Origin of the sequence: Caballeronia pedi (genome assembly GCF_001544915.2) — a bacterium.
In the GTDB taxonomy this organism is placed as follows: Bacteria; Pseudomonadota; Gammaproteobacteria; order Burkholderiales; family Burkholderiaceae; genus Caballeronia; species Caballeronia pedi.
This window is the reverse complement of record NZ_FCOE02000008.1, coordinates 280,300-300,322: the sequence shown is the minus strand read 5'-3', so window position 1 is coordinate 300,322 and position 20,023 is coordinate 280,300. Positions and strand designations below refer to the sequence as shown.

19 protein-coding genes and 1 rRNA gene are annotated in these 20,023 nt (G+C 63.4%); 15 read left to right on the top strand and 5 right to left on the bottom strand.

Annotation, left to right across the window (positions count from 1 at the left end):
* Positions 1-138: 138 nt before the first annotated feature.
* From rrf to xylB, 5 genes are all read left to right on the top strand, one after another.
* A 5S ribosomal RNA gene (rrf, locus tag AWB80_RS15385) occupies positions 139-252 on the top strand.
* A gap of 190 nt (positions 253-442) precedes the next feature.
* Positions 443-1,072 (top strand): hypothetical protein, encoded by a 630-nt coding sequence (locus AWB80_RS15380; protein WP_244206517.1) that lies wholly within the window; start codon positions 443-445, stop codon positions 1,070-1,072.
* 30 nt (positions 1,073-1,102) lie between these two features.
* The gene (locus AWB80_RS15375) at positions 1,103-2,143 is read left to right on the top strand and encodes a LacI family DNA-binding transcriptional regulator (protein WP_208635651.1); all 1,041 of its coding nucleotides are present in this window, start codon (positions 1,103-1,105) and stop codon (positions 2,141-2,143) included.
* Positions 2,144-2,260: 117 nt separating this feature from the next.
* Positions 2,261-4,045 carry an IlvD/Edd family dehydratase gene (locus AWB80_RS15370; protein ID WP_061175507.1) on the top strand — a complete coding sequence of 595 codons (1,785 nt, stop codon included), beginning with the start codon at positions 2,261-2,263 and terminating at the stop codon, positions 4,043-4,045.
* Positions 4,046-4,055: 10 nt separating this feature from the next.
* Entirely contained in the window at positions 4,056-4,823 is a 768-nt protein-coding gene (gene xylB / locus AWB80_RS15365) for a D-xylose 1-dehydrogenase (protein WP_061175506.1), read from the top strand.
* A 27-nt stretch (positions 4,824-4,850) separates the two neighbouring features.
* Here xylB and AWB80_RS15360 read toward each other — a convergent pair whose 3' ends face one another.
* Positions 4,851-5,117, bottom strand: a complete 267-nt coding sequence (locus tag AWB80_RS15360; RefSeq protein WP_244206516.1) for a hypothetical protein — start codon at positions 5,115-5,117, stop codon at positions 4,851-4,853.
* Positions 5,118-5,487: 370 nt separating this feature from the next.
* Here AWB80_RS15360 and AWB80_RS15355 point away from each other — a divergent pair, with 370 nt between their 5' ends.
* The 8 genes from AWB80_RS15355 to AWB80_RS15320 all read left to right on the top strand — a co-directional run bounded on the left by AWB80_RS15355 (position 5,488) and on the right by AWB80_RS15320 (position 15,333).
* Positions 5,488-6,618, top strand: a complete 1,131-nt coding sequence (locus tag AWB80_RS15355) for an MBL fold metallo-hydrolase (RefSeq protein WP_167390457.1) — start codon at positions 5,488-5,490, stop codon at positions 6,616-6,618.
* Between the two features lie 126 nt (positions 6,619-6,744).
* Positions 6,745-8,370: a methyl-accepting chemotaxis protein gene (locus AWB80_RS15350; protein ID WP_061175503.1), complete on the top strand. Its 1,626-nt coding sequence runs from the start codon at positions 6,745-6,747 to the stop codon at positions 8,368-8,370.
* 24 nt (positions 8,371-8,394) lie between these two features.
* Positions 8,395-8,865: a chemotaxis protein CheW gene (locus AWB80_RS15345; protein WP_061175502.1), complete on the top strand. Its 471-nt coding sequence runs from the start codon at positions 8,395-8,397 to the stop codon at positions 8,863-8,865.
* Positions 8,862-10,187 carry a CheR family methyltransferase gene (locus tag AWB80_RS15340; RefSeq protein ID WP_061175501.1) on the top strand — a complete coding sequence of 442 codons (1,326 nt, stop codon included), beginning with the start codon at positions 8,862-8,864 and terminating at the stop codon, positions 10,185-10,187. The genes AWB80_RS15345 and AWB80_RS15340 overlap by 4 nt, the downstream gene beginning before the upstream one ends.
* Positions 10,184-10,918, top strand: a complete 735-nt coding sequence (locus AWB80_RS15335) for a chemotaxis protein CheW (protein WP_061175500.1) — start codon at positions 10,184-10,186, stop codon at positions 10,916-10,918. The genes AWB80_RS15340 and AWB80_RS15335 overlap by 4 nt, the downstream gene beginning before the upstream one ends.
* Positions 10,915-13,173: a hybrid sensor histidine kinase/response regulator gene (locus AWB80_RS15330; RefSeq protein WP_061175499.1), complete on the top strand. Its 2,259-nt coding sequence runs from the start codon at positions 10,915-10,917 to the stop codon at positions 13,171-13,173. Before AWB80_RS15335 ends, AWB80_RS15330 begins: the two co-directional genes overlap by 4 nt.
* On the top strand, positions 13,170-14,168 hold the full coding sequence (cheB, locus tag AWB80_RS15325) for a chemotaxis response regulator protein-glutamate methylesterase (protein ID WP_061175498.1): 999 nt from the start codon (positions 13,170-13,172) through the stop codon (positions 14,166-14,168). Before AWB80_RS15330 ends, cheB begins: the two co-directional genes overlap by 4 nt.
* A 46-nt stretch (positions 14,169-14,214) precedes the next feature.
* A complete protein-coding gene (locus AWB80_RS15320) occupies positions 14,215-15,333 on the top strand; it encodes a diguanylate cyclase (RefSeq protein WP_279628657.1) in 1,119 nt (372 codons plus the stop codon).
* A gap of 87 nt (positions 15,334-15,420) precedes the next feature.
* On the opposite strand, the gene AWB80_RS15315 is transcribed toward AWB80_RS15320, so the two are convergent.
* Positions 15,421-15,582 carry a DUF1328 family protein gene (locus tag AWB80_RS15315; protein ID WP_008352793.1) on the bottom strand — a complete coding sequence of 54 codons (162 nt, stop codon included), beginning with the start codon at positions 15,580-15,582 and terminating at the stop codon, positions 15,421-15,423.
* A 204-nt stretch (positions 15,583-15,786) separates the two neighbouring features.
* A complete protein-coding gene (locus AWB80_RS43970) occupies positions 15,787-15,957 on the bottom strand; it encodes a hypothetical protein (RefSeq protein ID WP_160147443.1) in 171 nt (56 codons plus the stop codon).
* 583 nt (positions 15,958-16,540) lie between these two features.
* On the opposite strand from AWB80_RS43970, the gene AWB80_RS15310 reads away from it, so the two are divergent.
* Together AWB80_RS15310 and AWB80_RS15305 are read left to right on the top strand one after the other, a co-directional pair.
* Positions 16,541-17,032 carry a type VI secretion system tube protein Hcp gene (locus AWB80_RS15310; RefSeq protein WP_061175496.1) on the top strand — a complete coding sequence of 164 codons (492 nt, stop codon included), beginning with the start codon at positions 16,541-16,543 and terminating at the stop codon, positions 17,030-17,032.
* A 579-nt stretch (positions 17,033-17,611) separates the two neighbouring features.
* The gene (locus tag AWB80_RS15305) at positions 17,612-18,064 is read left to right on the top strand and encodes a hypothetical protein (protein ID WP_061175495.1); all 453 of its coding nucleotides are present in this window, start codon (positions 17,612-17,614) and stop codon (positions 18,062-18,064) included.
* Positions 18,065-18,222: 158 nt separating this feature from the next.
* On the opposite strand, the gene AWB80_RS15300 is transcribed toward AWB80_RS15305, so the two are convergent.
* Together AWB80_RS15300 and AWB80_RS15295 are read right to left on the bottom strand one after the other, a co-directional pair.
* Complete coding sequence (locus AWB80_RS15300; RefSeq protein WP_061175494.1) at positions 18,223-18,837, bottom strand: LysE family translocator; 615 nt, start codon at positions 18,835-18,837, stop codon at positions 18,223-18,225.
* Between the two features lie 141 nt (positions 18,838-18,978).
* Entirely contained in the window at positions 18,979-20,007 is a 1,029-nt protein-coding gene (locus AWB80_RS15295; RefSeq protein ID WP_061175493.1) for an aldo/keto reductase, read from the bottom strand.
* Positions 20,008-20,023 lie beyond the last annotated feature (16 nt).

Sequence of the window (20,023 nt, the reverse complement as noted above, 5' to 3'; positions counted from 1 at the left end):
CGTAAGGCTTGATCCTATAACCAGTGTGTTTGAATCCACTGGTTGAGTGAATCGTTGTGCGACGATCACCACCCGAACTCTTTACCGCTTCTTCCCGGATTGGTTGGGTTGACCACGTCAACTCAACAACAAGTCATGCCTGATGACCATAGCGAGTCGGTCCCACCCCTTCCCATCCCGAACAGGACCGTGAAACGACTCCACGCCGATGATAGTGCGGAGCTCCCGTGTGAAAGTAGGTAATCGTCAGGCTCCTCATGCTACAAACAAAAACCCCACCCCATAAAGGTGGGGTTTTTGCGTTTGGGCCGGCGATTTGCACGCGATAGTCCGCTCCGACACCATCCCCTCTCCGAATACGCGATTTCTGTCGGTAGAATGGCACCAAAAGGTTGTATCCGTCATGCCGACCCTTCCCGGAGCGCACATGAGAACGAGCCTGTTGATTGCCGCCGTCAGCGCCGCATTGCTTGTCGCGGCGTGCGGCAAGAAGAACGACGCAAGCGAGTCCAGCCTGGGCGACGCGATTTCCGCCGACATGAAAACCAATCGCGGCCTGCTATGCCTCAATCGCAGCGGTCGCGGCCCGTACGCGTTTCCATCGGTTTATAGCAACCGGGATCTCAACGAGTATTCAGCCGCAGCGCTTCGCGAGCAGCTCGCAGCGCTCGAGAAGACCGGACTCATCGCTCGTGCGGCGCCGACGCCGGCGAACGCGAACGCCAAGCAGAATGGCATCGCGTATAGCCTGACGGGCGAGGGGCAGAAGTACGCGGTCGAAACCACTCGGCCCGCTGGCGATCCCAACGCCACCAATGACCCACGCGCCTGGATGATCTGTTACGCGCATGTCAAGCTGGACAAGGTCGCGGGCTGGACCGAGCCCGACCCCACCGCGCATCGCTCGGATGTCACCTATACCTACAAGCTCGAAAACGTCGCGCCCTGGATGGACGATCGCGACATCAAGCGCGCTTTTCCCGACGTAACCGCCGCCGATCGCGAAGCCGGCGAAACCAAGTTGCACATCATTCTGGAGCAGCGCGAGGACGGCTGGGTCCGGGTGGACTGAAGCCGCCCGCTCGATACCGAATACCGACGCATGGCCAACTCCGTCTTCGATCCCTCCGCCGGCCCGCCGCGCATGTCCGACGTCGCGCGTCTCGCCGGCGTCTCGAAGATGACGGTATCGCGCGTGCTCGCGGGCCACAGCGTCGCGCTGGCGACGCGCGAGCGCGTGCAAAAAGCGATCGACGAACTCGGCTACGTCGCCGATGCCGCCGCCGGCGCGTTGTCGTCGGGGCGATCGGAATTCGTCGCCGTGCTGGTGCCGTCGCTCGCGAGCTCCAATTTTTCCGATACGGTGCGGGGCCTTTCCGCATCGCTTGAGCCGCACGGCCTGCAACTGCTGATCGGCGACACGGACTACCATCTCGATCGCGAGGAGCGGCTCGTGCGCTCGATGCTGCGTCATCAGCCGCGCTGCATCGCGCTGACCGGCTCGCGTCATACCGAAGCGACCTGCACGCTGCTGCGTCGCGCGGGCGTGCCGGTGGTGGAAATGTGGGACTCGCCGTCAGATCCGATCGATGCCGCCGTCGGGTTCTCCAACGTCAGCGCAGCGAAGGAGATGGTGCGCTACCTGGCGAATCAGGGTTACGAGCGCATCGGTTTTCTCGGCGGGGCGAGCGAACTGGACCGTCGCGGCCTGGACCGCCTGAAAGGCTTTCGCGCGCAGACGAAAGCACTCGGCCTCGACGACGAACGCATCATCCGTCTGGGCGATTCGCCGATCACGATGAGCCACGGCGGCCCGGCGATGGCCGCGCTGCTCGAAACCTGGCCCGACACACAGGCCGTGATGTGCGTGAGCGACATGTCCGCGTTCGGCGCGATAATGGAATGTCACCGGCGCGGCCTCGCGGTGCCTGACGATATTGCCGTTGCGGGTTTCGGCAACTTCGAGGTCGCCGCGTGCTGCACGCCATCGATCACGACGGTTTCCGTCGACGCATATGGCATCGGCCTGCGCACCGGCGAGACCTTGCTCGCCGCACTGGAGGCGCGCGAGCAGGGCATCGTCAGACCGGCAGGCAAGCGCGTGCGTGTCGGGTATTCCGTCTTGCCTCGCGAGAGCGCCTGAGCCGGGCAAGCCGTGGAAGGCGTGCTAACATTGCCCGAAATGTTACCGGTAACGTAAATACAAACAACAGCGTCGGCGATCGTGCCGAACGACTGTGGATCACGGAGAGACAATCCCATGTCCCAGCACAATCCCAAGCGTCTGCGCAGCCAGGAATGGTTCGACGATCCCTCGCACGCCGACATGACCGCGCTATACGTCGAGCGCTTCATGAACTACGGCCTCACGCGCGAGGAACTGCAGTCGGGCCGCCCGATCATCGGCATTGCTCAGACGGGTAGCGATCTCGCGCCGTGCAATCGCCATCACATCGAACTTGCTGCGCGCACGAAGGCGGGTATTCGCGATGCAGGCGGTATCCCGATGGAGTTCCCCGTGCACCCGCTCGCGGAGCAGAGCCGCCGCCCGACCGCCGCGCTCGATCGCAATCTCGCGTATCTCGGCCTCGTCGAAATCCTGCACGGCTTTCCGCTCGATGGCGTCGTGCTCACCACCGGTTGCGACAAGACCACGCCCGCGTGCCTGATGGCGGCGGCGACCGTCGATATGCCCGCGATCGTCCTGTCGGGCGGTCCGATGCTCGATGGCTGGCACGAAGGCAAACGCGTCGGCTCGGGCACCGTGATCTGGCACGCGCGCAATCTGCTAGCAGCGGGCGAGATCGATTACGAAGGTTTCATGCGCCTGACGACGGCATCGTCGCCGTCCATCGGTCATTGCAACACGATGGGCACCGCGCTCTCGATGAACAGTCTCGCCGAAGCGCTCGGCATGTCGTTGCCGACGTGCGCGAGCATTCCCGCCGCGTATCGCGAGCGCGGGCAGATGGCGTATGCGACTGGCAAGCGCATCGTCGAGATGGTTCGCGAAGATATCAAACCATCGAAGATCATGACGCGCGACGCGTTCATCAACGCGATCGTGGTGGCGTCCGCGCTCGGCGCGTCGACCAACTGCCCGCCGCATCTGATTGCGATCGCGCGGCACATGGGCATCGAGTTGAGTCTCGACGACTGGCAGGTCCATGGCGAGCAGGTGCCGCTTATCGTGAACTGCATGCCGGCGGGTGAATATCTCGGCGAGAGTTTCCATCGCTCGGGCGGAGTGCCCGCGGTGGTCCGGCAGCTCGACGAGGCCGGACTCATCAGACGCGACTGTCTGACCGTATCGGGCCGCACGATCGGCGAGATCGCACACGATGCGCTCGCCGCCGACAACGAAGTCATCCGCACCGCCGCCGATCCGTTGAAACACGGCGCGGGCTTCATGGTCTTGTCGGGCAATTTCTTCGATAGCGCGATCATGAAGATGTCGGTCGTCGGCGACGCATTCAGGAAGACCTATCTCAGCGAGCCCGGCGCGGAAAATACCTTCGAAGCGCGCGCGATCGTCTTCGACGGACCCGAGGACTACCACGCGCGCATCAACGATCCCGCGCTCGAGATCGACGAGCATTGCATTCTCGTGATACGCGGCTGCGGCACGGTGGGTTATCCGGGCAGCGCGGAAGTCGTGAACATGGCGCCGCCCGCGGAGATGATCAAACGCGGCGTCGATTCGCTGCCCTGCATGGGCGATGGACGGCAAAGCGGCACGTCCGCGAGCCCGTCGATTCTCAACATGTCGCCGGAAGCGGCGGTGGGCGGCGGTCTCGCGCTGCTGCGCACGAACGACAGGATTCGCGTCGATCTGAACGCGCGCAGCGTGAACATCCTGCTCGATGAAGCCGAGCTCGAAAGCCGCCGCGCGCAATCCGCATTCGCCGCGCCCGCCGCGCAGACGCCATGGCAGGAGCTGTATCGTCAGACGGTGGGACAGTTGTCGACGGGCGGATGCCTCGAACCCGCGACGCTGTATCTGAAAGTGATCGAAACGCGCGGCAATCCGCGTCATTCACATTGAGCGAGCCGCCATGTCCTACGCCATCTATCCGAGTCTTGCGGGCAGGAATGTCGTCGTCACGGGCGGCGGCAGCGGCATCGGCGCGTCGATTGTCGAGGCCTTCGCGAAGCAGGGCGCGCGCGTGTTTTTCATCGATGTCGCCGAGGGCGATGCGCGTGCGCTCGAACAGTCGCTCGCCGGCGAAAAGCATGCGCCAACGTTTTTGCATTGCGATCTGCGTGATACCGCTGCCATCGAAAAAGCGTTCGATGCCATCGCGAACGAAGCAGGCTCCATCGATGTGCTGGTGAACAACGCCGCGAGCGACGACCGTCATCAGTGGGACAGCGTGAGCGCCGCGTATTGGGACGAGCGCATGGCCGTGAACCTGCGGCATCAGTTCTTCTGCGCGCAGGCGGCCGCGAAGCGCATGCGCGCGAACCAGCGCGGCGCGATCGTGAACATGGGCTCGATTTCATGGCACCTCGCGCTGCCGGATCTCACGCTCTACATGACCGCGAAGGCTGCAATCGAAGGGCTTACGCGCGGGCTCGCGCGCGAACTCGGCGCACACGGCATTCGTGTGAATACGGTGATTCCGGGCGCGGTGCGCACGCCGCGCCAGATGAAGCTATGGCAGTCGCCGGAAAGCGAGGCGCAACTCCTCGCGCAGCAATGCCTGCACGAGCGTATCGATCCGGAGCACATCGCCCGCATGGTGCTGTTCCTCGCATCCGACGATGCGGCTCGCTGCACCGCGCGCGATTATTACGTCGATGCGGGGTGGTTCGGCACGTAACGCGTAACGTAACGCCGGCTTGCCGATTCAGATGCGCGCATCGCGCCGGCGCGCCGTCTTCGGCGTCGCCTTGACTGTCGGCATCGTGCCGCTTTCGATGTAATGCTGCACGGCATCGGCGGCCTCGTGATAGCCGCGCTCATCGAGCCAATGCCACACTGCCGCGAGGAAGAGCCCGAGACTCGCGTGCCCGCAATGGGCGATGACCTCCGCGATGCCTTCCGCGAGCGCCTCGTTACGGCCCTCGGGCCGCATCGCGCTCGCAACATGCGATGCGGCGCGCGATACCAGCATCGCGTGCATCGTATGCAATTGCGGATTGAACGTGCTTATTGCGTTTCTTCTTTGACTGCCGCCCATGAGGCCCCCGTTTCTACAGCGTGCTGCGCGCCCGGATGCGATATCCGCATCGAAAAGAAGAGCACGCGCCGCGATTGGTTTTCGAAAGCGCCTTGTTTCGACGCCGGGGTGCGATAGAGCAAGAAGCGGGCCGGCTTGCTGCCGCGGCGTGCAATTTTCCCGGTTCCGCCTTACATGGCGTGGAAGCGCGAGCGTGGACATCCCTCGGACAAAAGCGCGCGCAAAGACGGCTCAGCATGCATTCCGTACAATCGGATGTCGCGCGCGCCGCTCAATCCCTCGAAACATGCCGATCAATCTGCTCATGCGACAGTCCCACGCCGCGTTGTGCGCGCTCGCGCTGCTTGCGGGCTGCGCGCAGGGGACGCCCGCGCGAAGCGAGGAAACCGCGTCCGCGACGGAGTCGCAACAGCCGCAGCCGCTGCATCACGCCAAGCGCACCGCATCGGGTTATGAAAACAACTACGGGCATTTGCCGCGCGAGTCGTTTCTGAAGTGGCGCTGGGAGCGCTTCACGCAAGGGCTGCCGAAACCGCCCGCGAATGGCTATGCCTTTCCGATGGCGCACCCCGACATCGCATGGCTCAAGGCGAATCGCACCGCCGATACGCTCACGTGGATCGGTCACGCGAGCGCGCTGGTGCAGATCGACGGCGTGAACATCCTCACCGATCCGGTGTTCTCCGAGCGCGCCTCGCCGTTCTCGTTCGCCGGCCCGAAGCGCAAGACGCCGCCCGGGCTCACGCTCGACGAGCTGCCGCACATCGACATCGTGCTGATTTCGCACAATCACTACGATCATCTCGACAAGCCGAGCATCGAAGCGCTCAACCGGCAACCGGGCGGGCCGCCGCGTTTTCTCGTGCCGCTCGGCATCATGCAGTGGATGAACGACATCGGCGTGACGAACGTCGAGGAACTCGACTGGAGCGACGAAACCCGTGCCGCCGGGCTCGATATCTGGTTCGTGCCGAGCCAGCACTGGTCGGCGCGCACGCCGTTCGATCGCGCGGAGACGCTGTGGGGCGGCTGGGTCGTGAAGACGCCGGCGGGCGCCGCGCATCCGTATTCGTTCTACTTCGCGGGCGACACCGGCTATTCGCCGGATTTCCGCGATATCGGCGCGCGTTTCGGCGGCTTCGATCTCGCGCTCATTCCGATCGGCGCCTACGACCCGCGCTGGTTCATGCACGCGCAGCACGTCGACCCGGAAGAAGCGGTGCGCATTTTCCAGGACGTCCACGCAAAGAAGGCGGTCGGCATTCACTGGGGCACGTTCGAACTGACCGACGAACCGCTCGACGAGCCTCCGCGCCGTCTCGCCGACGCCGTGCGCCGCGCCGGCCTCCCCGCCGACGCGTTCACCGTGCTGAAACACGGCGAAATGATTCAGCTCGACACGCCGAATTCAAGCGCGGCCACAATCGGCCGATAACACGTTCTGACGGCGCGGCTTTCACGCGCACGAATTCATCCTACAATTGAGACGCCTTCGTGATCGAGGCGGGCTCGCGGTTGCGCGGGGCGGCAATCGTCTTCATTTACTGATAGGGCTTAACGCGTGAAGCAACTGTCCATTCGGCATCGCATTCTGGCGAGCTTCGGCATCATCCTGACCCTGATGCTGGTCATGGCCGCACTGTCCTACACGCTGCTCGGCGGAATCGACCGCGAAGCGAAGAGCCTCGAAGACGATTCGATGGTCGGCGTCTCGCTGTCCAATGATCTGCGCGCGGCGTGGTTCGAGAACTACTCGCTCACGCAGCGGCTCGTCTTCATCGACAACGACGCGGAGCAATCGCGCCGCGACACGCAGCGTCTCACCGAGACGCGCGCGACCATCGACAAGCTGATGGACACCTACGTGCCCACCATCTTCGAAGAAGAAGACCGCCGTCTCTTCAACGAGTTCAAGCGTCAGCGCGAGCTCTACGTCCCGCTTCAGGATCAGACGCTGCGCGAACTCGCGAGCTCGAAAGACGCTGCCGTCGCGACTTTCAACACGCGTCTGACGCCCGTATGGGACGCCGGACAGACCGCGACGCGCGCGCTCGTCGACCACAACGAGACCTTCAATGCGAAATCAGTGGAAAGCATTCGCGGCTCGGTGCAGAAGTCGGAAGTCACGCTGATCGTCATGATGCTGGTCGCGATCGCGGTGGCCTCGGTGCTGGGCTTCCTGCTGATGAAGGCGCTGACCGTGCCGATGCTGCGCCTCGTCGACGTGGTGGACAAGATGCGTACCGGCGACCTCACGCAGCGGCTCGCGCTCGCGCGCCGCGATGAATTCGGCACGCTGGAAGCGGGCTTCAACCGCATGACGGACGAACTCACGGGCCTCGTCAGTCAGGCGCAGAAATCGGCCGTGCAGGTGACGACATCGGTGTCGGAAATCGCCGCGACCGCGCGCGAGCAGCAGGCCACCGCGAGCGAAACGGCCGCGACGACGACGGAAATCGGCGCGACGTCGCGCGAAATCTTCGCGACCGCGCGCGATCTCGTGCGCACGATGAACGAAGTGTCCGGCGTGGCGGAGCAATCGGCGACGCTCGCGGGCACCGGTCAGGTGGGACTCACGCGCATGGAGGAAACCATGCGTCTCGTGATGGAAGCGGCGGGCTCGGTGAACGGCAAGCTCGCGATCCTCAACGAGAAGGCGGGCAACATCAATCAGGTGGTCGCGACCATCACGAAGGTTGCGGATCAAACCAATCTGCTTTCGCTGAACGCGGCGATCGAAGCGGAGAAGGCGGGCGAGTACGGGCGCGGCTTCGCGGTCGTCGCCACGGAAATCCGCCGTCTCGCGGATCAGACCGCGGTCGCCACCTTCGATATCGAGCAGATGGTGAAGGAGATCCAGTCCGCTGTCGCCGCTGGCGTGATGGGCATGGACAAGTTCTCCGAGGAAGTGCGCCGCGGCATGCTCGACGTGCAGCAAGTGGGCGGCCAGCTTTCGCAGATCATCCATCAGGTGCAGACGCTCGCGCCGCGCGTGTCCATGATCAACGAGGGCATGCAGACGCAGGCGACCGGCGCGGACCAGATTTCGCAGGCGCTGTCGCAACTGTCCGAGGCCGCGCAGCAAACGGCCGAGTCGCTGCGCCAGTCGACGCAGGCGATCGACGATCTTACGCACGTCGCCAATGGTCTGCGCACCGGCGTGTCGCGCTTCAAGGTCGCCGCCTGATGCTGGCCAACTAAAGACGCCGCGATGCTCTTCATCCAGTTCACGCTCGGCTCCGACCGCTATCTGCTCGACAGCGCGCAGATCGAGCGCATGCTGCCGCTCGCGCCGCTGAAGGCGCTGCCGGGCGCGCCCGCGTGGGTCGCGGGCGTGCTCGACTACCAAGGCGCGAGCGTGCCCGTCATCGACATCGCCGCGCTCGCGATCGCGCGTGCGTCGCGGGAAAGGCTCTCGACGCGGCTCGCGCTCGTCACGTATCCGCGGCGCGGCGAAGATGGCGCGACGACGCATCATCGGCTCGGCCTTCTGCTCGAACAGGCGACGCGCACCGTCGCGTTCGATGCCGCTTCGTTCAGCGACGCGGGCATCGACACGCCGCACGCGCGCTACCTCGGCCCGCTCACGCGCGACGACGCGGGGCTGCTGCAATGGGTGCGCATCGAGCATCTGTTGCCCGACGACGTTCAGGCGCTGCTCTTCGCCGGGAGCGACGCATGAGCGCGATTCCGGACCTTTTCGCCGATACGACCGGTCACGGCGAGCCATCCGGCATCGGCCGCTTCATCGACTTGCTGCATGGCGCGATCGGGCTCGATGCCGAATCGATCGGCGCGAACTCGGTGTCGCGCGCGGTGCGCGAGCGCTACAACCTGTGGCGCGATCAGCATGGCGGCACGCTCGACGATTACTATCGCGCGATCACGCACGACCCCGCGCGCATGCAGGAGCTGATCGAAGCAGTCGTCGTGCCGGAGACCTGGTTCTTTCGCGATCCCGAAGCCTTCGCCGCGCTCGCGCGGCTTGCGCGTGTGCGTCTGCACGAACGTCCCGCGAAGCCGCTGCGCGTGCTGAGCGCGCCCTGCTCGACGGGCGAGGAAGCCTATACGATTGCGATGGCGCTGCTTGAGGCGGGCATTCCCGCCGAGCGCTTCACGATCGATGCGATCGATGTGAGCGAGCGCGCACTCGGTATCGCCCGCCGCGCGCATTACGGACGCAACGCGTTTCGCGGCCGCGCGCTCGATTTCCGCGACCGGCATTTCCGCGCAACCGATGGCGGCTGGCAACTCGATCCCGCCGTCGCGCAAAGCGTGCGCTTCGCGCAGGCGAATCTTTTGCATCTCGGCTCGCATGCGTTCGAGCGCTTCGATTTCATTCTGTGCCGCAACGTGCTGATCTATTTCGATCGCGACACACAATGCGCCGTCTTGCGCGTGCTCGATGGCTTGCTCGCCGAAGGCGGCACGTTGTTCGTCGGCCCGGCGGAGACGGGGCTTCTGATGCGCGAGGGCATGAGCTCCGCGAACATTCCGCTCGCGTTCGCGTTCAATCGGGCCGAGCGCGAGCGTGTCAGCGTCTTCGATGCCGCGTGGCCGAGTCTGCCGGCCGCAAAGACGCCGCCGCCGATGAAGACCGCGTTCGTGCTGCCCGCATGGGCCAGCGCGCCGCTTGCCGTGCGCCCGCCGCCGGTTGTGAAGCTGCGTGAAGAAACGCGCGTCCAGCCCGAGCCGCCGCACGACCTCGCGCATGCACGCGAACTCGCCGATGCAGGACAACTCGACGCCGCGGCGCGCGCGGCGCATGCGTATCTGAACGCGCATCCGTCGAACGCGGATGCGTACTATCTGCTCGGCGTGATCGCCGATGCGCGTGGCGAGCATCATGCGTCGCGCGGCCATTACCGTCGCGCGCTGTATCTCGATCCCGCGCATCGCGAAGCGCTCACGCATCTCGCCGCGTGCCTCTCGCTCGACGGCGATGAAAGCGGTGCGCGTCTCCTGCTCGCGCGTGCCGGCCGTGTCACCGGGAGCACGCGATGAACGCACGCGATATCAACATCACGATCGACATCGACGATTGCTGGAACCGCATTGGCGTGCGCGGGGATATGTCGTGCCCGAAGCTCGAACGCCATGTCCATTGCCGCAATTGCCCGGTGCACGACGAAGCGGCCGCGCGCGTGCTCGATCGCGTGGAAGCGCGCACGTCGATCGAACAGACGAGCGCGGCATCGCCGGACATCACGCGCGACGGCGATGAAACCGGCACGCTCTCGTGCCTCGTGTTTCGCATCGGCGGCGAATGGCTCGGCCTGCCGACGACCTGCTGCGCGCAAGTCGCTCAACTGCGTCCGGTGCATTCGCTGCCGCATCGCCGGAACCGCGCGGTGTCGGGTGTCGTGAACGTGCGCGGACGTCTGCTCGTATGCGTGTCGCTTGCGCGGCTCTTCGGCATCGAAGAGGCCGCGATCAAGACCGTATCGAGCCATCAGGCCGTCGATGCGCGCGAACTCGGGCGGCTGCTCGTCATCGAGCGCACGCGCAGCCCCGATCATCACGGCAACGGCGAGCACGAAGGTCCGATCGCCTTTGCCGTCGATGCCGTCGACGGCGTGCATCGCTTCACGCGCGCACAGCTTCAGCCCGTGCCCGCGACGCTCGCGCAGCGCCTGTCATCGCACGCGCATGCGGTGGCCGGATTCAAGGATGCGACCGTCGGCCTGCTCGACGCCGACCGGCTCATCGAGAGTCTGAACCGGAGCCTGACATGACGAGCATCGATCCGGGCCGCTCGTCGCTGCTCGAACTTTTTCAGGAAGAAGCGCGCGGCCAGGCGCAGATTCTTTCCGATGGCCTCATCGCGCTCGAACGCGCACCGCGCGATCCGGTCACGCTCGAAGCGAGCATGCGCGCCGCGCATTCGCTGAAGGGCGCGGCGCGCGTGGTCGGCGTGCCGGTCGGCGTGACGCTCGCGCATGTGATGGAAGACTGCTTCGTCGCGGCGCAGGAAGGGCGCGTCGTGCTCGATGCGGGTTATATCGACATGTTGCTGCGTGGCGTCGATCTGATCGTGCAGATCGGCGAAGCGCAGGACATCGACGCACAAGCAGCGCTGGAACGCGAAGTGGATGCGTTCGTCGAAGCGCTCAACGCGCGTATCGAAGGCAACGAAGCGCGGCAGCAAACAAGCGATCTCTCGCTCGAACTCACGCTCGCAAAGACCGTCGACGAGACGCCGGAGCCGGTTGCGGCGCCAGCGCGCACGAACGACGCGCGCATGTTGCGCATGCGCGCCGACACGCTCGACCGCCTGTTGAGCCACTCGGGCGAATCGCTGGTCGAATCGCGCTGGCTCAAGCCGTTCTCTCAATCGATGCTGCGCGTGAAGCGCATTCAGCACGATGCGAACCGCGCGCTCGAACGTCTGCACGAGACGCTGAATGAAACGAACGCCGCGCAACTCGACGCGCGCGCACACGCCGCGCTCGACGAAGTGCGGCGTCTCACGGCCGAGGCGCACCGGCAACTGAGCGAGCGTCTTGCCGAACTGGAGAACTTCGACCGCCGCTCGACGCATCTCGCGCAGCAGATCTACGACGAAGCGCTCGCCTGCCGCATGCGTCCCTTCGTCGATGCGACCGGCGGCTTCGCGCGCATGGTGCGCGATGTCGCGCGCGGGCTCGGCCGCGACGTGCGCCTCGTCATCGCGGGCGAGACGACGCAGGTCGATCGCGACATTCTCGATCTGCTCGACGCGCCGCTCGGTCATCTGTTGCGCAATGCGGTCGATCACGGCATCGAGGAACCGTCGCTCAGACGCGCGCTCGGCAAGCCGGAGACCGGCACCATCACGCTCGAAGCGCGCCATAGCGCGGGCTCGCTCTTCATCAGCGTGTCCGACGACGGCGCGGGCGTCGATCTCGATGCGCTGCGCCGCTCGGTCGTGCGCAAGAACCTCGCGAGCGAAGACACGGCCGCGCGTCTCACGGAAGCCGAGCTGCTCGAATTCCTGTTCCTGCCGGGCTTCTCGATGCGCGACGCCGTCACCGACGTTTCGGGCCGCGGCGTCGGTCTCGATGCCGTGCAGGACGTCGTGCGGCAAGTGCGCGGCAGCGTGCGCGTGACGCAGGAAGCACACGCGGGCACGCGTTTCACGCTGCAATTGCCGCTCACGCTGTCGGTGATCCGCAGCCTGATCGTCGAAGTGGCGGGCGAGCCTTATGGCCTGCCGCTCGCGCATGTCGTACGTACGCTGGTGCTGCCGGCGAGCGCCATCGACATGCTCGAAGGCCAGCAGCATTTTTCCTTCGACGGCAAGCGCGTCGGTCTCGTCACCGCACATCAGATTCTGCAGACGGCCGCGTTCGAAGCCGCGAGCGACGCGCTCAACGTCGTCGTGATCGGGCAGGGCGCGGCGAGCTACGGCATCGTCGTCGACCGCTTCCTTGGCGAGCGCATGCTGGTCGTGCAACCGCTCGACAAGCGGCTCGGCAAGGTGCGCAACATCGCGGCGGGCGCGCTAATGGAAAACGGCGATCCGCTGCTCATCGCGGACCTCGACGACTGGCTGCGCTCGGTCGAGAAACTCGTCGGCAGCGGCGAGCTCGGACGCGTGGGCGCGGGGACATCGCGTGCGAGCGTCGCGGCAGCCAAGCGCGTGCTCGTCGTCGACGATTCGCTCACCGTGCGCGAACTCGAACGCAAGCTGCTCGCGTCGCGCGGCTACGACGTAGCGGTGGCGGTCGATGGCATGGACGGCTGGAACGCGGTGCGCGGCGAGCGCTTCGATCTGGTCATCACGGATATCGACATGCCGCGTCTGGACGGCATCGAGCTCGTCACGCTCATCAAGCGCGATGCGCAACTCTCCGGCCTGCCGGTGATGATCGTGTCGTACAAGGATCGCGCGGAAGACCGTCAGCGCGGCCTCGATGCGGGCGCGGACTATTACCTCGCGAAGGGCAGCTTTCACGATCAGGCGCTCATCGATGCAGTGCGCGATCTCATTGGCGAGGCGAAATCATGAAGATCGGCATTGTGAATGACGTTTCGCTGGCCGTGGAAGCACTGCGGCGCGCGCTCGCGGCGCGGCCCGACTTCGAGATCGCGTGGGTCGCGCACGACGGCCAGCAGGCCATCGATTATTGCGCGACGCATACGCCCGATGTCGTGCTGATGGATCTCGTGATGCCGAACGTCGATGGCGTGCAGGCGTCGCGTACGATCATGGCGCGCTCGCCGTGCGCGATTCTCGTCGTGACCGTCGATGTGGGCGCGAACGCATGGCGCGTCTATGAAGCGATGGGCGCGGGCGCGCTCGATGCCGTCGATACGCCCGCGCTCGCCGGCGCCGATGCGCGCCGCGGCGCGGCGGCGCTGATCGCGAAGATCGATCAGATCGGCGCGCGGCTCGCGTCTTCCGGCGCATCGTCGATCATCGCGACGAGCGTGCCGAAAAGCGCTGCGCGGCTCGTCGCGATCGGCGCATCGGCGGGCGGACCGTCCGCGCTCGCGACGCTGCTCGGCGCGCTGCCGAAGCACTTCGCGGCGGCAATCGTCATCGTGCAGCACGTCGATCGCGCGTTCGCCGAAGGCATGGCGCAGTGGCTCGACGCGCAATCGGCGCTGCCCGTGCGGGTCGCGCGCGAGGGCGACAAACCCGTGCCGGGCGAAGTGCTGCTCGCCGCGACCAACGATCATCTGCATTTCGCCGACGCCACGCGTCTCGGCTACACCGCGCATCCCGAGCAATTGCCTTACCGGCCATCCGTCGACGTGTTCTTTCAGAGCGTGACCGAGCGCTGGACCGGCCGCGCGATCGGCGTGCTGCTGACGGGCATGGGGCGCGACGGCGCGATCGGCCTCAAGGCGATGCGCGCGAAGGGCTATCACACGATCGCGCAGGACGAGGCGACGTGCGCGGTGTACGGCATGCCGAAGGCGGCGGCCGCACTGAATGCGGCGGTGTCGGTCCTGCCGCTGCCGCGCATCGCCGACGCCATCGCCACGGCATTCGACTGACATCGCAACGCATTTAACGATAAGCATCCGACAAAAGGACACGTTCATGAAACTTCCTCATCCCGATCCGCTGGCCGAGCGCGCGCAACGGGCCGCGGCAGCGGCGGCGGCGAGCATCGAACGCGCGGGCTCGCGCGCGATGGCGGACGAGCGCGCCGTGTCCGACCTGCTCGCGGCCGCGCTGAACGCGCCGTCTGCCGCCGAGCTGCCGGTGATGGTGCTGCTCGTGGACGATCAGGCGATCATCGCGGAGGCGCTGCGCCGCGCGCTCGCGGACGAGGCGAACGTCGATCTGCATTACTGCGCGAATCCCGAAGAGGCATTGCGCACCGCGCAGGAAACCCGGCCGACGGTGATTCTGCAAGACCTCGTGATGCCGGGCGTCGATGGTCTCACGCTCGTGCGCCAGTATCGCGAACATCCGGCGACGCGCGATATCCCGATCATCGTGCTGTCGACGAAGGAAGAGCCGCGCATCAAGAGCGCGGCCTTCGCGGCGGGCGCGAACGACTATCTCGTGAAGCTGCCGGACACGATCGAACTCGTCGCGCGCGTGCGCTATCACTCGCGTTCGTATCAGAACCTGTTGCAGCGCGACGAGGCGTATCGCGCGTTGCGTCAGTCGCAGCAGAAGCTGCTCGAAACCAATCTGGAATTGCAGCGGCTGACGCATTCGGATGGTCTGACGGGCCTGTCGAACCGGCGTCGTCTCGATGATTATCTGAGCGCCGAATGGCGTCGCGCGTCGCGCGAGCGTGCGGCTATCGGCTTTCTGATGATCGATGTCGATAACTTCAAGTCGTACAACGACACTTACGGACACGTCGCCGGCGACGACGTGCTCAAGCTCGTCGCGCATACGATCGAATCGAGCCTCAACAGCCCGGCCGATCTCGCCGCGCGTTTCGGCGGCGAGGAATTCGCGGTGGTGCTGCTGTCGTCGTCGGCGCCTGGCTTGCGTCTGCTCGGCGAAAAGATTCGCATTGCGGTGGAGTCGCTCAATGTGCCGCACACGGGTTCGGCGAGCGGGCGCGTGACGATCAGCATCGGCGGCGCGACGCAAATGGCCTTGCACGACGATGCGTCGAAACAGCTCGTGGAGGCGGCCGATCTCGCGCTGTATCGTGCGAAGCGAGACGGGAAGAATCGGGTGATCATCACGTGATGTGCTTCGACCTTCGAAGCATGAAAAAACGCGCGGCCTTCGATGAAGCCCGCGCGTTTTTTCAAGGCGCTTGTCAAACGATGACCGTCATCGCCTGAACACGCCAAGCAGCAACGTCGCGAGGAAGATCACGATGAAGATGAAGAACAGGATCTTGGCGATTTCTGCCGCGCCCGTCGCGATGCCGCCGAAGCCGAAGACGGCCGCGATGATCGCGATGATAAAGAAGATGACAGCGTAACGAAGCATGAAGCCCTCCGGTGGGATCGGTGGATCGGTTGATTCGCATGCGGGTCGATGCCGCCGCTCGCTCATCAGATTCTTGCTGCGCATCGTTCAAAGCAACGGCCGTGCCCAGCGATTCGGGTCCACGATGCAAAAACGCCGCAACGATAAAACGTTGCGGCGTTGCGGATCACGCCTGCATCAGCGCGATGGGCCCGGCTGTCGAGGCTAACGGCCTGCTGTGCGATCGGAGTCGGAATCATCGTCGATGTCATCTTCGTCATCGACGCCATTGAGCGCATCCGGCAGGTTGTTCTCCAGTTCATCGCGCTCGATCTGATCGGCTAGGTCGAGGGATTTGCGCGTGGCGGGACCGGATGGGCGATTGGCTCCAGACATGGCGTACTCCTTGAACAGATTTCAAAGCCGCGCCGACGATTCGGCGCGAACCAACGGACTAGCAAGGCTTGTACGCGCCGGGCTGAAACACCGCCTTAAAGGATCGCTTAAGGATCACGCGAGAGCCATTCGGGCGGCAAGGTGGACAGACAGTGCTGGCGAGAAAGAAACGCAGTCCCAATCTTGCAAGCGGGACGGCAGATTTTGCGTGCCGGCGCGTCAGTTCAGTATGCACCGGACGGGCGGCGAAACAAAGAGGGTGCGCGCTTTTTGCTCACGCACCGCTTTGTTTCGCTTCGCGCATCAATCGAAGAGTCAAGAGCGAAGCCGGCCCGCGCGCGGAATTCCTTGAGCGTGCGTTCAGATGCGCTCGCCGCCGCGATGATGCGGCCGTGCGGGAGGGTGCAGCGAAAGCTGATGACTCGACGCCAGTGCTGCAAGCCGGAATCACAACCGCACGTGAGAGATTGTAGCGGTCCGTCAAATTTTGCGTCTCGCCCTTCCCTCCTCGTTGTAATTGCTGAAACTAAGTACGCAGTTCTTCTAAATATCTTTGTTAACAAACAGCGAAAAGGAAAGGGACATGTCGGGTTCGAATATCTGGTTGAAGATGAGCGACATCGAAGGCGACTCGACGGACTTTGGACATGAAGGCGAAATTGATGTCATGAGCTGGCGGTGGCGGCTATCGAAAGGCAGCCGAAATGCCGTAGGAAAAGCGACGACCGTTCACCATTTGAGTATCGCGCATCCGGTTGGCGCTATGTCCACGAGCCTCATCAGCCATATGACCATGAACAGGGTTGCTGGGGAAGCGGTATTGTCGTGGCGTGACCCGACTGCTCAAGCTATTCCAGCAGGACTCGGGAAAGTGACTCCACCAAAGGATTCAGTAAAAATCATAATGAAAAATGTGATGATTATGGACATTGAGCCGTTTGGTTATCAAATGGGGCATTTTGAAGAGGTGTTGCTGTCTTTTGATGTGGTCAAGATCGAATCTATTAAGTTGAGAGCTGGAATTCCTGCCGGAACGGTGACGGCTCAATATGTCTGCCGTCCTGAATCTTTCTAGTCATTTTGCTTGGTAACTGTTTTGCTTTCGCATCATTCGGCGTGAGGTTTTTCCAGTATGATCAGATTTAATAAATCTCATGTTAATTGGACTGCCGTTGTGATCGGCATAATAATTTTTGGCCTTCAACTTCCTTTATTGCCTTCTACGGTTGACTTTGTAAAGTCATCAAAGGTCGTGACTGGCGAAGTTGTTCGATTAAATGCTGGGGGAAAACATCCGCAAGTTGAATTCATAACGCTTCGTGGGGAGCGAGTCTCTGTTCCGGCAAGTAGTTGGTTTCACTTTGCGGAGATAGGTGACAAGGTAGAAATGCGCTATGACCCGAAAAACTCGCATGATGCACAGATGAACACATTTTTTGGAATTTGGGGTGTTCACTTAATGTTTTGCTGGGTTGCTCTTATGTTTCTATTCGGAGGGATATTGGGTTTTCCACATCGAAGATCACGAGGGAATTTGGTTAAATGATTCGGAGAAGTGGGTGGACCTATAAAACTTCGGCAGGCGGGAGCGTTAGCGTAGGCGATTTACTGATGTCCGGGGGTATGCTTGCCTTTGAGCGATCCTCAAGAACAGATGTACGAGTTCAGTTATCGCAACGGTGGCGTCGGTATGGCGGGAATTAGACTGCCGTCAAGGTTTCGCTTGCCCGATATTAAGCTGCCAAACTTCATCACGAAAAATGGAACGATCGCGGGTACTGGAGCAACGCGTGACTTCGACGGAGGCGGTGTAATCTATCGCCTTCGTGATAAGGAGTTGAAGCCTGAAGATTTCTCGGGGATGACTTTATGGTTAGACGGCAGTGCCGGTTTGCTCGTGGCTGGTGGCGGCTCGATCTTTTTTACTGGTTTAGACCAACGCTTGCTGGTTCCTTGGTTATTCAACCCGGGTATTTTCGGGAATCTACTGTTCGCCAGCGCAACTGCCCTTGTGATTTTGGGCGGAGATAGCGAAGGACTTATTGATGGCCCGAGCTTCGGCCTGATGATTGGGCACATCTCATACGATGGAGGTTACACCGAATAAGGTAATGGATTTAATGACACGTCCGTAATCTAAGGCGATAAACCTTCGACCACGGACCGTGCCATGAAAACGAGGACAGGGGTATGGACAGTCGCGCTGCTCCATTGCCGCGGCCTGCACATCGACTACCGACAGCCGACGTCATTCCTCCGCACGCATCAATCGAACAAATGCGCGACGATCGGGTACAGCGACAGCACCAGCAACACGGCCATCGTGATGTTGAAGATGCGCAGCCAGCGCGGGTTGGCGAGAAACCGCCGCAACGACATGCCGAACGCAGCCCACATCGTGATGCACGGCAGTCCGATCACGACGAGCACCAGTGCCATAAGCGCCGCGTTCAGCGAGAGGCTCGCGTGCAGGTGGATGGTCGTCGCCGCGGTGAGCACCATCATCCACGCCTTGGGATTGATCCACTGAAACGCAATCGCTTCGTGAAAGCGCATCGGGCGGGCCTGGCCATCGCGCATCTGCACCGATGACGACGTGCCGATCTTCCACGCCAGATACAGCAGATACGCGACGCTCGCCGCTTCGAGCACGGTGTAAAGCAACGGCACGCGCTCGAACGCCTGCGCGAGCCCGAGACCGACGGCGATCATCAGAATCGCCATGCCCGCGCTGATGCCGAGCACATGCGGCACAGTGCGCTTCAGTCCGAAGTTGACGCCCGAGGCCAGCAGCATCGTGTTGTTGGGGCCGGGCGTGATGGTCGTCACCAGCGCGAACAGCGCGGCGGCGGGCAGGGCGTTGAGGAGTTCGGTGGGCATGGCGCGTTCCAGGCAATGAGGGACTCGATGAGCGCCAAGTGTACGGGAGCTGTCCGGTACAGTACCGGTACAGATGAACAGCGGACTTCCGGTACGGATCTCGAATGTGGCGGGCGGCCCCGCCACGCTTGCCCGCGAGATTTACACCGGGAACGGATTTCGTTCCGCGAAGCCTTGCTGATGCCAGTACGGGTACGCCGGCCGCACCGTGCTCGCTTCGTCGAGTTTCTTCACCTGCTCGGGGGTGAGATTCCAGCCGACCGCGCCGAGGTTCTGCCGCAGTTGCTCCTCATTGCGTGCGCCGATGAGCACCGTCGCCACCGTCGGACGCTGCAGGAGCCAGTTGAGCGCGATCTGCGGCACCGTCTTGCCGGTTTCCCCGGCGATCGCGTCGAGCGCATCGATCACGCGGTAGAGATACTCGTCCGGCACCGGCGGCCCCATGTCCGCGGTCTTGTGCAGACGGCTCGTCGCGGGCAGCGGCTGGCCGCGGCGAATCTTGCCGGTCAGACGCCCCCAGCCGAGCGGACTCCACACGATCGCGCCGACGCCCTGATCGATGCCGAGCGGCATCAGCTCCCATTCGTAATCGCGGCCGATGAGCGAGTAGTACGTCTGGTTCGCGACGTAACGCGCATAGCCGTAACGTTGCGCCACGTCGAGCGATTTCTGCAGATGCCAGCCGGAGAAATTCGACACGCCCGTATAGCGGATCTTGCCCGCGCGCACGAGATCGTCGAGGGTGGAAAGCGTTTCCTCGACGGGCGTTTTCGCATCGAAGCCGTGCAGCTGGAACACGTCGATGTAGTCCGTCTGCAAGCGCTGGAGCGCCGCGTTCACCGCGCGGATGAGATGAAAGCGCGACGAACCGACGGAATTCGGGTCGTTCTCGTCGAAGCGGAAGGTGGCCTTGGTCGAGATGATGACCTTGTCGCGCCGGCCCTTGAGCGCTTCGCCGAGGATCGATTCCGATGCGCCGCGCGAATAGAGGTCGGCGGTGTCGAACATCGTGACGCCCGCATCGATACAGATGTCGATGAGCTTGCGCGCTTCGCTCACATCGGTTTCGCCCCACGCCTGAAAGAATTCGCCCTGGCCGCCGAACGTGCCGGTGCCGAAGCTCAGAACGGGAACCTTGAAGCCCGAAGCGCCGAGATGTCGATATTCCATTGCCTGTCCTCGTGGA

What these genes read in the sequence shown, in the direction of transcription:
- AWB80_RS43970 (WP_160147443.1), bottom strand. Translation starts at nt 15,957, where the DNA reads ATGTCTGGAGCCAATCGCCCATCCGGTCCCGCCACGCGCAAATCCCTC.
- AWB80_RS15300 (WP_061175494.1), bottom strand. Translation starts at nt 18,837, where the DNA reads ATGCCCACCGAACTCCTCAACGCCCTGCCCGCCGCCGCGCTGTTCGCG.
- AWB80_RS15355 (WP_167390457.1), top strand. Translation starts at nt 5,488, where the DNA reads ATGCGACAGTCCCACGCCGCGTTGTGCGCGCTCGCGCTGCTTGCGGGC.
- AWB80_RS15330 (WP_061175499.1), top strand. Translation starts at nt 10,915, where the DNA reads ATGACGAGCATCGATCCGGGCCGCTCGTCGCTGCTCGAACTTTTTCAG.
- xylB (WP_061175506.1), top strand. Translation starts at nt 4,056, where the DNA reads ATGTCCTACGCCATCTATCCGAGTCTTGCGGGCAGGAATGTCGTCGTC.
- AWB80_RS15320 (WP_279628657.1), top strand. Translation starts at nt 14,215, where the DNA reads ATGAAACTTCCTCATCCCGATCCGCTGGCCGAGCGCGCGCAACGGGCC.
- AWB80_RS15315 (WP_008352793.1), bottom strand. Translation starts at nt 15,582, where the DNA reads ATGCTTCGTTACGCTGTCATCTTCTTTATCATCGCGATCATCGCGGCC.
- AWB80_RS15295 (WP_061175493.1), bottom strand. Translation starts at nt 20,007, where the DNA reads ATGGAATATCGACATCTCGGCGCTTCGGGCTTCAAGGTTCCCGTTCTG.
- AWB80_RS15360 (WP_244206516.1), bottom strand. Translation starts at nt 5,117, where the DNA reads ATGCTGGTATCGCGCGCCGCATCGCATGTTGCGAGCGCGATGCGGCCC.
- AWB80_RS15335 (WP_061175500.1), top strand. Translation starts at nt 10,184, where the DNA reads ATGAACGCACGCGATATCAACATCACGATCGACATCGACGATTGCTGG.
- AWB80_RS15370 (WP_061175507.1), top strand. Translation starts at nt 2,261, where the DNA reads ATGTCCCAGCACAATCCCAAGCGTCTGCGCAGCCAGGAATGGTTCGAC.
- AWB80_RS15310 (WP_061175496.1), top strand. Translation starts at nt 16,541, where the DNA reads ATGTCGGGTTCGAATATCTGGTTGAAGATGAGCGACATCGAAGGCGAC.
- AWB80_RS15340 (WP_061175501.1), top strand. Translation starts at nt 8,862, where the DNA reads ATGAGCGCGATTCCGGACCTTTTCGCCGATACGACCGGTCACGGCGAG.
- AWB80_RS15305 (WP_061175495.1), top strand. Translation starts at nt 17,612, where the DNA reads ATGTACGAGTTCAGTTATCGCAACGGTGGCGTCGGTATGGCGGGAATT.
- AWB80_RS15375 (WP_208635651.1), top strand. Translation starts at nt 1,103, where the DNA reads ATGGCCAACTCCGTCTTCGATCCCTCCGCCGGCCCGCCGCGCATGTCC.
- cheB (WP_061175498.1), top strand. Translation starts at nt 13,170, where the DNA reads ATGAAGATCGGCATTGTGAATGACGTTTCGCTGGCCGTGGAAGCACTG.
- AWB80_RS15345 (WP_061175502.1), top strand. Translation starts at nt 8,395, where the DNA reads ATGCTCTTCATCCAGTTCACGCTCGGCTCCGACCGCTATCTGCTCGAC.